The sequence below is a fragment of the Streptomyces hyaluromycini genome, assembly GCF_002217755.1.
GTDB lineage: Bacteria > Actinomycetota > Actinomycetes > Streptomycetales > Streptomycetaceae > Streptomyces > Streptomyces hyaluromycini.
Map to the genome: position 1 here is coordinate 295,974 of NZ_BCFL01000020.1, position 12,769 is coordinate 308,742.

The 12,769-nt window shown below is 72.9% G+C and carries 12 protein-coding genes; 5 read left to right on the forward strand and 7 right to left on the reverse strand.

Features of this window, described 5'->3' with window-relative positions; genetic code table 11:
* Positions 1-9 precede the first annotated feature (9 nt).
* On the forward strand, positions 10-2,262 hold the full coding sequence (locus SSP29_RS23135; RefSeq protein WP_438363804.1) for an FUSC family protein: 2,253 nt from the start codon (positions 10-12) through the stop codon (positions 2,260-2,262).
* Positions 2,263-2,335: 73 nt separating this feature from the next.
* On the opposite strand, the gene SSP29_RS23140 is transcribed toward SSP29_RS23135, so the two are convergent.
* Together SSP29_RS23140 and SSP29_RS23145 are read right to left on the reverse strand one after the other, a co-directional pair.
* The gene (locus SSP29_RS23140; RefSeq protein ID WP_089102660.1) at positions 2,336-3,190 is read right to left on the reverse strand and encodes a SigB/SigF/SigG family RNA polymerase sigma factor; all 855 of its coding nucleotides are present in this window, start codon (positions 3,188-3,190) and stop codon (positions 2,336-2,338) included.
* Between the two features lie 237 nt (positions 3,191-3,427).
* Positions 3,428-3,847: an ATP-binding protein gene (locus SSP29_RS23145; RefSeq protein ID WP_089102661.1), complete on the reverse strand. Its 420-nt coding sequence runs from the start codon at positions 3,845-3,847 to the stop codon at positions 3,428-3,430.
* Between the two features lie 380 nt (positions 3,848-4,227).
* Between SSP29_RS23145 and SSP29_RS23150 the strand changes: the two genes are divergently transcribed.
* Entirely contained in the window at positions 4,228-4,677 is a 450-nt protein-coding gene (locus SSP29_RS23150; RefSeq protein ID WP_089102662.1) for a cyclic nucleotide-binding domain-containing protein, read from the forward strand.
* 4 nt (positions 4,678-4,681) lie between these two features.
* On the opposite strand, the gene SSP29_RS23155 is transcribed toward SSP29_RS23150, so the two are convergent.
* Both SSP29_RS23155 and SSP29_RS23160 read right to left on the reverse strand, forming a co-directional pair.
* Complete coding sequence (locus SSP29_RS23155; RefSeq protein ID WP_089102663.1) at positions 4,682-5,986, reverse strand: MFS transporter; 1,305 nt, start codon at positions 5,984-5,986, stop codon at positions 4,682-4,684.
* Between the two features lie 128 nt (positions 5,987-6,114).
* Complete coding sequence (locus tag SSP29_RS23160; protein ID WP_089102664.1) at positions 6,115-6,732, reverse strand: LysE/ArgO family amino acid transporter; 618 nt, start codon at positions 6,730-6,732, stop codon at positions 6,115-6,117.
* 85 nt (positions 6,733-6,817) lie between these two features.
* On the opposite strand from SSP29_RS23160, the gene SSP29_RS23165 reads away from it, so the two are divergent.
* A complete protein-coding gene (locus tag SSP29_RS23165; protein ID WP_089102665.1) occupies positions 6,818-7,702 on the forward strand; it encodes a LysR family transcriptional regulator ArgP in 885 nt (294 codons plus the stop codon).
* A gap of 92 nt (positions 7,703-7,794) precedes the next feature.
* Here the strand turns inward: SSP29_RS23165 and SSP29_RS23170 are convergent, their stop codons facing one another.
* Complete coding sequence (locus SSP29_RS23170; RefSeq protein WP_089102666.1) at positions 7,795-8,487, reverse strand: TetR/AcrR family transcriptional regulator; 693 nt, start codon at positions 8,485-8,487, stop codon at positions 7,795-7,797.
* Between the two features lie 121 nt (positions 8,488-8,608).
* On the opposite strand from SSP29_RS23170, the gene SSP29_RS23175 reads away from it, so the two are divergent.
* Together SSP29_RS23175 and SSP29_RS23180 are read left to right on the forward strand one after the other, a co-directional pair.
* Entirely contained in the window at positions 8,609-9,823 is a 1,215-nt protein-coding gene (locus SSP29_RS23175) for a saccharopine dehydrogenase family protein (protein WP_089102667.1), read from the forward strand.
* 112 nt (positions 9,824-9,935) lie between these two features.
* Positions 9,936-10,190 (forward strand): WhiB family transcriptional regulator, encoded by a 255-nt coding sequence (locus SSP29_RS23180; RefSeq protein WP_089102668.1) that lies wholly within the window; start codon positions 9,936-9,938, stop codon positions 10,188-10,190.
* Here SSP29_RS23180 and SSP29_RS23185 read toward each other — a convergent pair.
* Positions 10,183-12,042, reverse strand: coding sequence for a HAMP domain-containing sensor histidine kinase (locus tag SSP29_RS23185; RefSeq protein ID WP_089102669.1), 1,860 nt, complete (start codon positions 12,040-12,042; stop codon positions 10,183-10,185). The two genes, SSP29_RS23180 and SSP29_RS23185, sit on opposite strands and share 8 nt — an antisense overlap.
* Positions 12,039-12,740: a response regulator transcription factor gene (locus tag SSP29_RS23190; protein ID WP_089102670.1), complete on the reverse strand. Its 702-nt coding sequence runs from the start codon at positions 12,738-12,740 to the stop codon at positions 12,039-12,041. The genes SSP29_RS23185 and SSP29_RS23190 overlap by 4 nt, the downstream gene beginning before the upstream one ends.
* Between the last annotated feature and the right edge of the window lie 29 nt (positions 12,741-12,769).

Consider the following 12,769-nt stretch of genomic DNA (forward strand, 5'->3'; position numbering starts at 1 on the left):
CGCGGCGGAGTGAGAGCGGCGGGGCGGCCCGGGCGGGCGGAGATCCGGGGGCGGCTCGTGGCGGCCGACCCCGGGCTGCTCCGCTTCACCGCCGGTCTGCGCACGGTCACGTCGATCGCGCTCACGCTCGCCGTCCTGGCGGCGCTGCGGTTCGACGTGTCGCATCTGGTGGCCGGGGCCATCACGGCGATGGTGGCCACCTTCGCGATCCGGGAGAAGGGGCGGCCGCAGCAGGCCGTCACGCTCGCCCTGGGCCTGCCGGTGGCGCTGGCCTCCATGTCGCTGGGCGCGCTGCTCAACTCGCGGGTGGTGATCGGCGACCTGTTCTTCGTGGCCCTCATCTTCAGCGCGGTCTACAGCCGGCGTTTCGGCGACCGGGGCACGGCGCTGGGGCTGATCGGCTTCCAGATCTACTTCGCCTCGCTGTTCGTGCACGCGACCGCGCCCGCGCTGCCGGGCCTGTACCTCACGATCACGGTGGCGTTCGGCTGCGCGGCCGTGGCGCGTTTCGCGCTGGTACGGGAGACCGCCGCGGGCATCCTGGACCGGCTGCGGCGGGCCTTCCGGGTCCGGTTCGCCCAACTGGTGGCCGCACAGGCCGAGTTGATCGACGCCGGGCCGGAGGAGCGGGACAAGGCGGTGGAGGAGGTCCGGGTCAGGACCGCCCGGCTGCACGAGACGGCCCTGCTGATCCAGGGGCGGCTCGTGGACGGCACCTCCGACGAGGCGGTGGCCAGGCTGGTGCAGCGCCGGATCGCGGACGCCGAGATCGCCGCCGAGCGGCTCGGGCTGCTGCTGCTCACCGCCCGCAGCGCCGAGCGGGCGGACACGCTCACCCTGCATCTGCCGGGCGCCCCGCTGCCGTCAGGGGCCGTGGAGCCGGTGCGGGACGAGGCGATGGAGCGGCTGCGGCTCGATCTGGAGGCGCTGCGGCTGCTGGTGCTGCGGCCGGCCGGGCCCGAGCGGGGAACCGCACTGGTCCGGCTCCGCAACCGGCTGCTCGGCTACCGCGAGGAGGACAACCTGCCGCCCGCCTCGCCGGCCGTCCAGGACGTGTTCCGGGGCATCGGCGAGGCCGCGCGGGCGGTGCTGGGGCTGCGGATCGCGCTGGACGGGCCGCAGGACGAGTCCGACGACACCCCGGCCACCTCCCGGTCCCGGGAGGAGCTGGACGCCGAGGACGCGGCCATCGAGGGCGCCGAGGAGGGCGAACGCGAGGCCGAGGAGGCGACCGGGCTGCGCCGGCCGACCACGCGGGCGGCGGTGCAGGTGGCGGTCGGCTCGTCGCTGGCCATCGTCGGCGGGGAGTTCCTCTCCGCCCAGCGCTGGTACTGGGCGGTGCTGACCTGCTGGATCGTGTTCATCAACACCGCGTCCACCGGCGAGATCCTGGTGAAGGGCTACCGGCGGCTGCTCGGCACGGTTCTCGGCGTGGTGGCGGGCATCGTGCTCGCGGGACTGGTCGGGCACCACACCTGGACGGCGTTCGGGCTGGTGCTGCTCTTCATCTTCGCGATGTTCTACTCGGCGCCCGTCTCGTACACCCTGATGTCGTTCTTCGTGACGGCGATGCTGGGCCTGCTGTACACGCTGCTCAACACCTACAGCCTGGACGTCCTGGTGCTGCGGGTGGCGGAGACGGCGCTCGGCGCGGTGTGCGGGGTGATCGCGGCCGCGGTGGTGCTGCCGGTGCACACCGACCGACGTACCGACGAACTGCTGGCCGAGACGCTCGACCGGCTGGCCGACGTCACCCGGGCCTCGGCCGACCAGTTGAGCGGGGCGCCGCCGGTCGACCTGGTGGAGAAGGCCCGTGACCTGGACCAGGCGCTGGCCGACCTGGCGGCGGCCGTGCAGCCGCTGACGCATCCGATCACCCCGCTGCGCTCCCGCCGGGACACCGCGCGCTATGTGGTGGCACTCCTGGAGACCTGCGCCTATCACGCGCGGTCCCTCGCCGCGACGGCGGAGCTGCTGCCCACCCATCCGGCGATCGCGGCGGATCCCCGGCTGCGCGGGGCGGGGCGGCGGATCGTGCACAACATCGAGGCGATCTCCGCCCAGGTGGCGGGCCGGCAGCCCGTCCCCGAGATCGAGACCGGTCCCAGCATCGCGGCGATGCTGCACCCGGGCACCCTCCGGGCGCCGCGCTACGGCCGGGTGACCGACCGGGTGCTGCGGCATCTGCAGCGCCTCGACGAGGCGGTGGTGGGCCTGGCCCGGCCGCTGGGGGTGCCGGTGCGGCCGCGGGCGGCCGCATGACGGGGCGTCACGGTGCCGTCTCCCCGTCGCCCGGCGGGGATCCGGCTGGATCCGGCTGCCGCGGCCGCGGGGATCAGGCGGACCCTCCCAGGGCCTCGGCCCTGACCCGGGCGCAGCTGCGGCTGATGAGCCGGGAGACGTGCATCTGGGAGATGCCGAGGCTCTCGGCGATCCGGCTCTGCGTCATGTCCTCGAAGAACCGCATGTAGAGGATGGCCCGTTCCCGCTCGGGCAGCCGCCGCAGCCCCTCCTTCGCCGCCTCCCGGTCGACGACGACGTCGTAGGACCCTTCGGACTCCCCGAGGGTGTCGGCCAGGCTGTAACCCTCCTCGCCCCTGGCGAGTTCGGCGTCCAGGGACAGGGTGCTGAAGCTCTCCAGGGCCTCCAGTCCGGCGGTGACCTCGTCCTCGGTCAGGCCGGTGCGGGCGGCGAGGTCGGCGACGGTGCGTTCCGGGGAGCCCGGATTCTGGGTGAGATCGCGGCGGGCCACCCGTACCCGGTTGCGCAGTTCCTGCACCCGGCGCGGTACGCGCAGCGCCCACATCCGGTCGCGGAAGTGCCGTTTGACCTCGCCGGTGATGGTGGGCACCGCGTAGCTCTCGAAGGCACCGCGTGCGGGGTCGTAGCGGTCGACGGCCTTGACCAGGCCGAGCGCGGCGACCTGGCGCAGGTCCTCGACGGACTCGCCGCGGTCGCGGAAGCGGCCGGCGATGCGGTGGGCCATGGGCAGCCAGGCGGCGACCAGTTCGCCGCGCAGGGCGTCCCGCTCGGGGCCGTCATCGAGCCCGGCGAGGCGGTCGAAGCGGCCCGCGGTGTCGGGGGCGTCGTCGTGGGTACGGCGGGGCGTCGTGCGGACGGTGCGGCGGGGTGCGGTGCGGGTGGTGCGGTCGGGCGTGCGGGGACGGCTGGTCGACCATTGGCTGGGCATGCGGAATCGCTCCTGAAGTGTGGGTTTCAGGGCGTCACCGGAACGAGGTCCCGGGACTCGGCCCGAACTGCGGTGCGGGGGGGGCGCCGCGCAAGCACCTCCCGGACCGCTCTGCGGGCCCGGGGGCCGTCGTACGACTGCTCCCGTCGGCGCGCGCCTCCGGTCCGAAGCACGACAGTGCGACTGCCCCTTCGGTCCGGGCGCAAACAGCGTCCTGCCGGAAGTCTGCCCACCGGCTCAGGCCAGGGGCACGACCGCGGTGATCCGTTTGCCGCCGCAGGGCAGTCCGGCGACCTCCACGTCACGGGCCAGCCGGCAGACGATGGGCCAGCCCCGGCCGCCGGGCAGCCAGCGGTCGCGCTCTTCCGCGGCCCGTTCGGCGACCGGTATCTCGTCGCTGCGGTCGCTGACCGACACCCGTACCGCGCACCCCTCGACGTCGACGTCGAAGCCGGTGATCCCGCCGCCGTGCAGGATGGCGTTGGTGGTCAGTTCCGAGGTGACGAGCAGGGCGTCGTCGAGGGCTCCGGCGGCACACGGCAGGTCCCGTCGGGCGACCGCGCCGCGTACCGCTCTGCGGGCGTCGGCCGGCCGCAGCGGGGGCCGGCGGAACTCGGGTGGTGCGACTGGTGACTCGGTCCGGTGCTTTTCCCGCATCCTCTCGCTCCCTGAGTGGTGGACCGGTTGCGTACGGGCTCTCCTCTTCGCCTCACCCGACGGGGCGCGGCCAAACCCGTTCGGGTGCCGCGAGGGGCTCCCCAAAGTGAAACGGGTCACGTAGCCTGTTCCCAGCTACCCGAAACGGCTCTGGATGGTTTACCGTTCACCCATAAGTGGTCGAGGAGTTGACTCCGGGTCCTCCCGCACCACCTCTGACGGCCCTGGCTGGCCTCCCCCGTCCAGCCAGGGCTTTTTCATGCCCTGACCGTCCCCCGACGGCGATTCTCACCCTCTTCGAGGTGCCCGGCCGGGCGGCAGCGGCTGAAATGGGCGTAGGGAAAGCACCCCGTACCCTCGCCGGCGAGGAGCCCCGTGCCATGACCAAAGCCATCAAACTGCTGACCGCCCTGCCCCAGGCCCAGCGCGAGCGCCTCATGGAACTGGCTCACGAGGTGTCCTTCCCCGAGGACAGCAGGATCTTCGAGGCCGGCGGCACCGCTGACCGCTTCTGGGTGATCCGCTCGGGAGCGGTCAACCTGGACCAGGAGGTGACGTCGCACAAACGGGTGACCGTCGCCAGTCTGGGCGCCGGCGACCTGCTCGGCTGGTCCTGGCTGTTCCCGCCGTACACCTGGGACTTCGGTGCGGTGGCCTTCAGCCAGGTGCGGGCCTACGAGTACGACGCAGCGGCCGTGCTCGCGCTGAGCGTCGAGGATCCGCTGCTCGGCCTCTCGCTGGTGCGGACCGTCGCCGAGATCCTCGCCAGCCGCCTGGAGGTCACCCGGGGCAAGCTCCTCGACGCCTACGTCGGGCGACGGCCGGCGTGACCGGTCAGACGCGGTAGCGGCGCAGGGCCGGGACGGCGGTGGCCAGGGCCAGCATCACCGCCACCACCAGCAGCCCGCCGCCCGCGACCGCCGCGCGCGGCCCGAAGACCGAGCCGGCGGTGCCGTGCAGCACGTCGGCCAGCCGCGGACCGCCCGCGACCACCACGGTGAACACGCCCTGCATCCGGCCGCGCATCTCGTCGGTCGCGGCGGAGAGCAGGATCGCGCCCCGGAAGACCATCGAGACCATGTCGGCGACCCCGGCGGCGGCCAGGAAGACCACGGCGACCCAGAGGTTGCGGCTCAGCCCGAACCCGGCGATGGCCGCGCCCCAGCCGACGACCGCGCCGATCACCATCCAGCCGTGCCGGCGGGCCCGCGAGAAAGTGCCGGAGAAGAGCCCGCCGAGGACCGCGCCGACGGGGATCGCCGCGAACAGCAGGCCGAGCGCGAGGCCCTCGCCGTAGGAGGCGTAGGTCTGGGCGGCGAGCTGCGGGAACAGGGCGCGGGGCATGCCGAAGACCATCGCGATGATGTCCGCGAGGAACGACAGCAGCAGCACCTTGTGCATGGAGATGTACCGGAAGCCCTCCGCGATCTCGCGGATCCCGGCGCGCCGCGCCGTCGCGGCCGCCAGCGGCGGCAGCGCGGGCAGCCGGTAGACCGCCCACACCGTCACACACAGCGCCAGCGCGTCGATCAGGTACAGCTCGGGCAGCCCGATGACGGGGATCAGGGCACCGGCGAGCAGCGGACCGACCACCTGCCCGGTCTGCATGACCGTCGAGCCCAGCGCGTTGGCGGCGGGCAGCTGCGCCTCGGGGACCAGCCGGGCTATGGAGGCGGTACGGGCGGGCGCGTTCAGCCCCCAGAACGCCTGCTGCATCGCGAGCAGCACCATCAGCGCGGCCACGGACTTCATCCCGGTGGCCGCCTGCACGAAGAACAGCAGCGAGGTCACGCCGATACCGATGTTGGTGATCAGCAGCAGCTTGCGGCGGTCCATGGTGTCGGCCACCGCGCCGCCCCACAGCGCGAACACGATCAGCGGCAGCAGCCCGGCGAGACTCGCCGCGCCGACCCAGGCGGACGACCCGGTGATGTCGAAGATCTGCTTGGGCACGGCGACGGCGGTCAGCTGGCTGCCGACCGAGGTGACGATCGTCGACGTCCACAGCCGGCGGTAGGCCGGGATGCGCAGCGGGCGGGTGTCCATCGCCCAGCGCCGCCAGCCGCTCCGGGGCGGGGCGGCCGTGGTGTCGTCGGGGGTCTGTGTCTCGGACTGGGTGCCGCTCTCGCTGGTGTCCACGGAGTTCCTGGTGTCCTGGTCTTCTCGGTGCCCGCTACATCTTTCGATTGCGGGTTCACTATTCCAGCAACTTCTGTGGCTGCCGAACCCGTTGTCTCAGGATGCGGCCGCTGCGGGCTCCGGGCGCCTCAGGATCCCGCCACCAGCATCAGGCCGAGCCCGATCATGGTCAGTGCCACCAGCCCGTCCAGCACCCGCCAGGCGGCCGGCCCGGCGAGATACCGGCCGAGCAGCCGGGCGCCGAAGCCGAGGGCGGTGAACCAGCAGAGGCTGGCCAGCGCGGCACCCAGGCCGAAGGTCCAGCGCAGGTCGCCCCGGTCGGCTGCCAGGGTGCCGAGCAGGAACACGGTGTCCAGGTAGACGTGCGGGTTCAGCCAGGTCATGGCCAGGCAGGTGAGCACCGCCCGGCGCCGGGACCCCGCCGCCTCGCCCTCGGTGCGCAGGCCGCCGGTACCGGGCCGCAGGACCCGGCGGGCGGCCAGGGCGCCGTAGCAGAGCAGGAAGACGCCGCCGATCAGCCCGACCGCCCGTACCGCGCCGGGCCAGGCCACGACGATCGCGCCCACCCCGCCGACGCCGAGCGAGATGAGGGCGGCGTCGGAGAGCGCGCAGATGCCGACGACCACGAGGACCGCGTCACGGCGGATGCCCTGGCGCAGCACGAAGGCGTTCTGGGCGCCGATGGCGACGATGAGCGAGAGGCCGCTGCCGAAGCCTGCGGCAGCGGCGGCGAGGGAGCTGGGCATGCTCTCGACGCTACGGAGGCGATCACTGTGCGTACAGCTAAAGATTTTTACGTACCCTTAGCAGCACTGAAGGAAGGAGCGGGACGTGGAGCTTCCCCTCGACCAGGTGCGGACGCTGCTGACGGTGGTGGACGAGGGCACGTTCGACGCGGCGGCCGCGGCCCTGCATGTGACGCCGTCGGCGGTCAGCCAGCGGGTGAAGGCGCTGGAGCAGCGCACGGGCCGGGTGCTGCTCCGGCGCACCAAGCCGGTACGGCCCACCGAGTCGGGCGAGGTGCTGGTCCGGTTCGCCCGGCAGCTGGCGCGGCTGGAGCGGGACGCGCGCGGCGAGCTCGGGATGAGCGGCGCCGGGGAACCGACCCGGGTCTCGGTGGCGGTCAACGCGGACTCGCTGGCGACGTGGTTCCTGGCGGCGCTGACCGGACTGCCGGGGGTCTGTGTCGAACTGCGCCGGGAGGACGAGGATCACACGGCCGCGCTGCTGCGGGAGGGGCTGGTGATGGCGGCGGTGACCTCGTCGCCGGAGGCGGTGCCGGGGTGTTCGGTGCGGGCGCTGGGGCGGATGCGGTACCTGCCGGTGGCGGCGCCGGAGTTCGCGGCGGCGCGCCTTACGGGGGTGCTGCTGGATGCGCTGGCCGAGGCGCCGGTGATCGTGTTCGACCGGGTGGACGACTTCCAGGACGGGTTCGTACGACGGCTGGGGGGTGCGGGCGCGAGTGCGCTGCGGCACTACGTGCCGACGTCCGAGGGGTTCGCGGACGCGGTGACGGCCGGGCTGGGGTGGGGCATGGTGCCGGAGGCACAGGCGGAACCGCGGTTGCGGGAGGGGCGGTTGGTGCGGATCGGTGGGCGGGAGCTGTGGGTCGACGTGCCGTTGTTCTGGCAGCAGTGGAAATTGGATTCGCCGGCTTTGGGGGCGGTGGCGGAGGCGGTTGTGCGTACGGCGGGGGGTGCGTTGCGCCAGCCGTAGGGGGTTGACCGGTAGTTGCGCGGGTGCGGGTGGGTGGGGGCTGGTCGCGCAGTTCCCCGCGCCCCTTTGGGGGCGCGTCCAAATGGGGCGTTTTACAAGGACCGTTCTGCGCTGTCCAAGAGCATCTCCAGGGCCGTTGGATAGGCGCTCGTCACCATGCGTTTCGCCAGTAGGCGGGATGCCTCCGCGATGCGGGGGTGGGTTGTGTGCGGGAGGCGGGCGTAGGTCGAGTGCCACTTGTCCTCGTCGGCGCGCTGGGAGTCCTTCGGGAGGGTGAGGGAGGCCGCGTCCAGGGCCGCGAAGGCCAGGGTCTGGTCGATGAAGGCGTGGTAGACGCGCACGGTCTCGGGGAGTGAGAAGCCCGCCGTGCGCAGGACGTCCAGGACCGCCTCGTCCGCGGCCAGTTCGTGCGCCCGGCCGGTCACGCGGTTCGTCGTCAGCAGGGCCGCCTGCGGGTGGGCGACGTACTGCGCGTGGATGCGCAGACCGATCGTGCGCAGGTCCGTCCGCCACTCCCCCGTCGGCGTCCAGCCGGTCAGCGCCTCGCCGATGAGCGCGTCGCCGATCGCCAGGGTCAGGTCGTCCATGCCCCGGAAGTAGCGGTACAGGGTGCTGGGGTCGCAGTCGAGGGCGAGGCCCAGGCGGCGGGCGGTCAGGCCCGCGCTGCCGTGCTCGCGCAACAGACGGAGCGCGGCCTCGACGATCAGCCCCTCCGACAGCACGGTTCCGCTGCGGGTGGGGCGACGCCGACGGCGCTTATCCTCCGATATGACCGGTTTGGGCATCGCGCGCTCCCTGCTGTCCTTATGCCAACGCCATTGACCTTACGCGACGGCCAGGCGTTTCATTCCGGCCAAGGCGCCCCCGTACTCGACCTCGCTCTCTGTCCCAGAAGGAGATCCCCGCATGCGTGTACTGCTCGTGGGAGCCGGTGGTGTGGGCACCGCCGTCACCCGGATCGCTGCCCGGCGGCCGTTCTTCGACCTGATGGTGGTCGCCGACTACGACCCGGTGCGCGCCGAGGCGGCGGTGGCGTCCGTCGGCGACGACCGGTTCCGCGCCGAGCGCGTCGACGCCGGTGACGAGGCGGCCGTGGCCGCGCTGCTGGCCCGGCACGGCTGCGACGTGCTGCTCAACGCCACCGACCCGCGCTTCGTCATGCCCCTGTTCCGGGCCGCCCGGAAGGCCGGTGCGAGCTATCTCGACATGGCGATGTCGCTGTCCCGGCCGCATCCGGAACGGCCGTACGAGGAGTGCGGGGTCAAGCTGGGCGACGAGCAGTTCGCGCTGGCCGGGGAGTGGGCGAAGGCGGGTGCCCTCGCCCTGGTGGGCATGGGGGTGGAGCCCGGGTTGTCGGACGTGTTCGCCCGGTACGCGGCCGACGAGCTCTTCGACGAGATCGAGGAGATCGGCATCCGCGACGGCGCCAACCTGACGGTGGACGGCTACGACTTCGCGCCCTCCTTCAGCATCTGGACCACCATCGAGGAGTGCCTCAACCCGCCCGTCGTGTACGAGAAGGGGCGCGGCTGGTTCACCACCGCCCCCTTCAGCGAGCCCGAGGTGTTCGACTTCCCGGACGGGATCGGGCCGGTCGAGTGCGTGAACGTCGAGCACGAGGAGGTGCTGCTGGTGCCGCGCTGGGTGGACGCGCGGCGGGTCACCTTCAAGTACGGGCTGGGGCGCGAGTTCATCGAGACGCTCAAGACGCTGCACCTGCTGGGCCTGGACCGCACCACCCCGGTGACCGTGCCCGGCGCCGACGGCCCGGTCGCGGTCTCGCCCCGGGACGTGGTCGCCGCCTCGCTGCCCGACCCGGCGACGCTGGGCGAGCGCATGCGCGGCAAGACCTGTGCGGGCACCTGGGTGCGCGGCGTGAAGGACGGGCAGCCGCGGGAGGTGTATCTCTACCACGTTGTCGACAACGAGTGGTCCATGGCGGAGTACGGTTGTCAGGCCGTGGTGTGGCAGACGGCCCTCAACCCGGTCGTCGCCCTCGAACTCCTGGCCACCGGCGGGTGGTCGGGCTCGGGCGTCCTCGGCCCGGAGGCGTTCCCGGCCCGCCCGTTCCTCGACCTGCTGACCGAATACGGCTCCCCCTGGGGTCTGCGCGAGCAGTGACCGCCCGCGAATCCTGTGGGACCCGGCCGTTTCAGCCGCGCCCGGACCGGTGACCCGGTCGGGGCAAGACACACACCCACGGCAGAGTCGACTTGGATCGCAGGTGACTTCGATGGACGACTGGCGAGACCGCGCCGAGTGCCGCAACGAGGATCCCGACCTCTTCTTCCCGATCGGCACCACCGGCCCGTCGCTGCATCAGACGCGGCGTGCGAAGGCGGTCTGCGAGCGCTGCCCGGTGCAGGAGCCGTGTCTGCGCTGGGCGATGGAGAGCGGGCAGGCCATCGGCGTCTGGGGCGGTACCACCGAGGCGGAGCGCCGGCTGCTGGCCCGGCGCCGGCAGCGGGCGGCGCGCCGGTTCAGCTGACGTCGGCCGGGGCCGGTGCGGCCGGCAGCCGCAGGGTGAACTCGGCGCCCTTGCCGGGTTCGCTGTGCGCCTCGGCGGTGCCGTCGTGGGCGGCGAGCAGATGGCGCACGATCGGCAGGCCGAGGCCGCTGCCCCCGGTACGGCGGCTGCGGGACTTCTCCGCGCGCCAGAACCGCTCGAAGACGTGCGGGAGATCGTCGGCGGAGATGCCGGGGCCCGTGTCGATGACGGTGAGGACGACGTCGTCGCCGTCATGGCGGGCGGCCAGGGTCACGGTGCCGTCGGCGGGGGTGTGCCGGATCGCGTTGGAGACCAGGTTGCCGAGGGCCTGCCGCATCCGCACCGGGTCGGCGTCGAGCCAGGCGGTGCCGTCGGTGTCGGTCAGCAGGGTGACCCCGGCCGCGTCGGCGGCGACGCGGTGGGCGGCGGCGGCCTGGTCGACCAGGTCGGCGGCGCGGACCGGCTCGCGGTGCACGCGCAGGGTGCCGGCGTCGGCGGCGGCCAGGTCCTGGAGGTCGTCGATGATCCGCTGCAGGACCAGAGCCTCCTCGTGCAGGGAGCCCAGCAGGGCCGGGTCGGGGTCGACGAGGCCGTCCCGGGTGACCTCCAGCCAGCCGCGGATGTTGGTGAGGGGGCTGCGCAGTTCGTGGGCGATGTCGCTGACCATCGCCTTGCGCTGCTCCTCCAGGCGTTCCCGGCGCTCGGTGAGGTCGTTGAACGCCTCGGCCAGCAGCCCGGTCTCGTCCCGGGTGCGCACCGGCGCCCGGACGTGCAGTTCCGGAGGCTGCTGTGCGGCGGCCGTGAGCGCGCGCAGCGGCCGTACCAGACGCATGGCGACGACGGCAGTGACGGCCACCGTGACGGCGAGGACCAGACCGGCCGCGCCGACGATCCTGGCCTTGTTGGCCGGGGACATGTCGAAGCGGGGCGCGGTCTGGTCGCCGATGCCGAGGAAGAGTTCGGCGCCCGGGGCGACGTACGGTTCGAGCTGGGTGCGCCGGGCGTTGAGGACACAGTTCTTCGCGGTCTGGTCCGTCTTCCGCTCGACCCCCTTCTTCGTGACGAGGAAGCCGCCCGAGACGGGGTCGCGTCCCGTCGTGTCGTAAGTGAGGGACAGCGAGCCGCCGAGGTCCATGTCCCTGGCCCGGAGGCAGGGGCGGGCCAGGTCGGTCAGCGCGTCGAGAGCTTTGGTCTCGGTGGCGGTCGGGGAGTCGAGCACGTCCCTCGTCTCGGCGGTCGACTCGCCGAACGCGTCGCCGCACTTGACCTGGAGGTAAAGGGGGGCGTCCCTCGCCTCGTCCATGACGACATGGGGCCGCCCGCTCGGAGTGTGCTGGACGGTGCTCCGGACCCCCAGATGATCGAAGCACTCCTGCTCCCGCTTCGCGACCGCGTCCAGCTTCTCGCGCTCCGGCCCGGTCAGCCGGAACGGGCCCACCGCGCGCGGGTCGATACCGCTGAGCTGGGCGCCGAACTCGGTGTAGGTGTCGGTGTGCAGGGGGTCCACGGCGGCCGCGGGCCGAGGGGGCAGCGGGGTGTCGTGGGACGCCGAGTCGGCGATCAGCGTCCGGTCGGCGGTGGTCAGCGCGATCCTGCGGCCGGTCTTCGCGGCCAGCGCCCGCACGGTGTGCTGGACCCCGGACCAGTCGGGGTGGTCAGCCGCGTACCCGCTGAGCTCGGCGAGGATCCTGTTGTCGGCGGCCAGGTCCTGCCCCTGCTCCTCCTCCAGCGCGCTGGTGGTGGTCGTCACGGCGAGCCAGGCGGTGGCGGCCACGGAGCAGAGCGCGATCAGCACCGAGGTGAACAGCAGCCGGACCAGCAGCCGCTTGCGCCACGGTATGCGGCGCCTCACGGCCGGCCGCCGCTCAGCTTGTAGCCGACGCCGAACACGGTCACCAGCCGTACCGGCCGGCGGGGGTCGGCCTCGATCTTCCGGCGCAGGTTCATCACATGGACGTCGACGGCCCGTTCGGTGGAGGACCGGTCGAAGCCGCGGGTGCACTGGAGCAACTGCCGCCGGCTGAACACCCGGTCCGGCTCCTGGGCCATGGCGAGCAGGATCTGGAACTCGGCCGGGGTCACCTCCACCGGCTGTCCGTCGCAGCGCACCTGGTGCCGCACGGGATCGACGCTGATCCCGGCGGCGGTCACGGCGGGTTCCTCCTCCCGGACGGCGGCGGCCCGCCCGCTGCGCCGCAGAATCGTCCGGATCCGGGCCATCAGCTCGCGCGGGCTGTACGGCTTGGTCATGTAGTCGTCGGCGCCCAGCTCCAGGCCGAGCAGCACGTCGTCCTCGTCGGACCGGGCCGTGAGCATCAGCACCGGGATCTCCGGGTCGCCGCCGCGCAGCACCCGGCAGACGCCGAAGCCGTCGATCACCGGGAGCATCAGGTCGAGGACGACCAGGTCGGGCCCGAGCCGCCGGGCCGCGTCGAGCGCCGCGGCCCCGTCGTGGACCACGGTCGCGATGTGACCCTCGGCCAGCAGTGATCTCCGGATCAGCTCGGCCTGCATCTCGTCGTCCTCGGCGACCAGCACATGTGCGCACACAGGTTCGGATCCTAAGCGGAGTTCCGGCG

What these genes read in the sequence shown, in the direction of transcription:
- SSP29_RS23170 (WP_089102666.1), bottom strand. Translation starts at nt 8,487, where the DNA reads ATGCCCAAACCGGTCATATCGGAGGATAAGCGCCGTCGGCGTCGCCCC.
- SSP29_RS23175 (WP_089102667.1), top strand. Translation starts at nt 8,609, where the DNA reads ATGCGTGTACTGCTCGTGGGAGCCGGTGGTGTGGGCACCGCCGTCACC.
- SSP29_RS23145 (WP_089102661.1), bottom strand. Translation starts at nt 3,847, where the DNA reads ATGCGGGAAAAGCACCGGACCGAGTCACCAGTCGCACCACCCGAGTTC.
- SSP29_RS23150 (WP_089102662.1), top strand. Translation starts at nt 4,228, where the DNA reads ATGACCAAAGCCATCAAACTGCTGACCGCCCTGCCCCAGGCCCAGCGC.
- SSP29_RS23180 (WP_089102668.1), top strand. Translation starts at nt 9,936, where the DNA reads ATGGACGACTGGCGAGACCGCGCCGAGTGCCGCAACGAGGATCCCGAC.
- SSP29_RS23160 (WP_089102664.1), bottom strand. Translation starts at nt 6,732, where the DNA reads ATGCCCAGCTCCCTCGCCGCCGCTGCCGCAGGCTTCGGCAGCGGCCTC.
- SSP29_RS23140 (WP_089102660.1), bottom strand. Translation starts at nt 3,190, where the DNA reads ATGCCCAGCCAATGGTCGACCAGCCGTCCCCGCACGCCCGACCGCACC.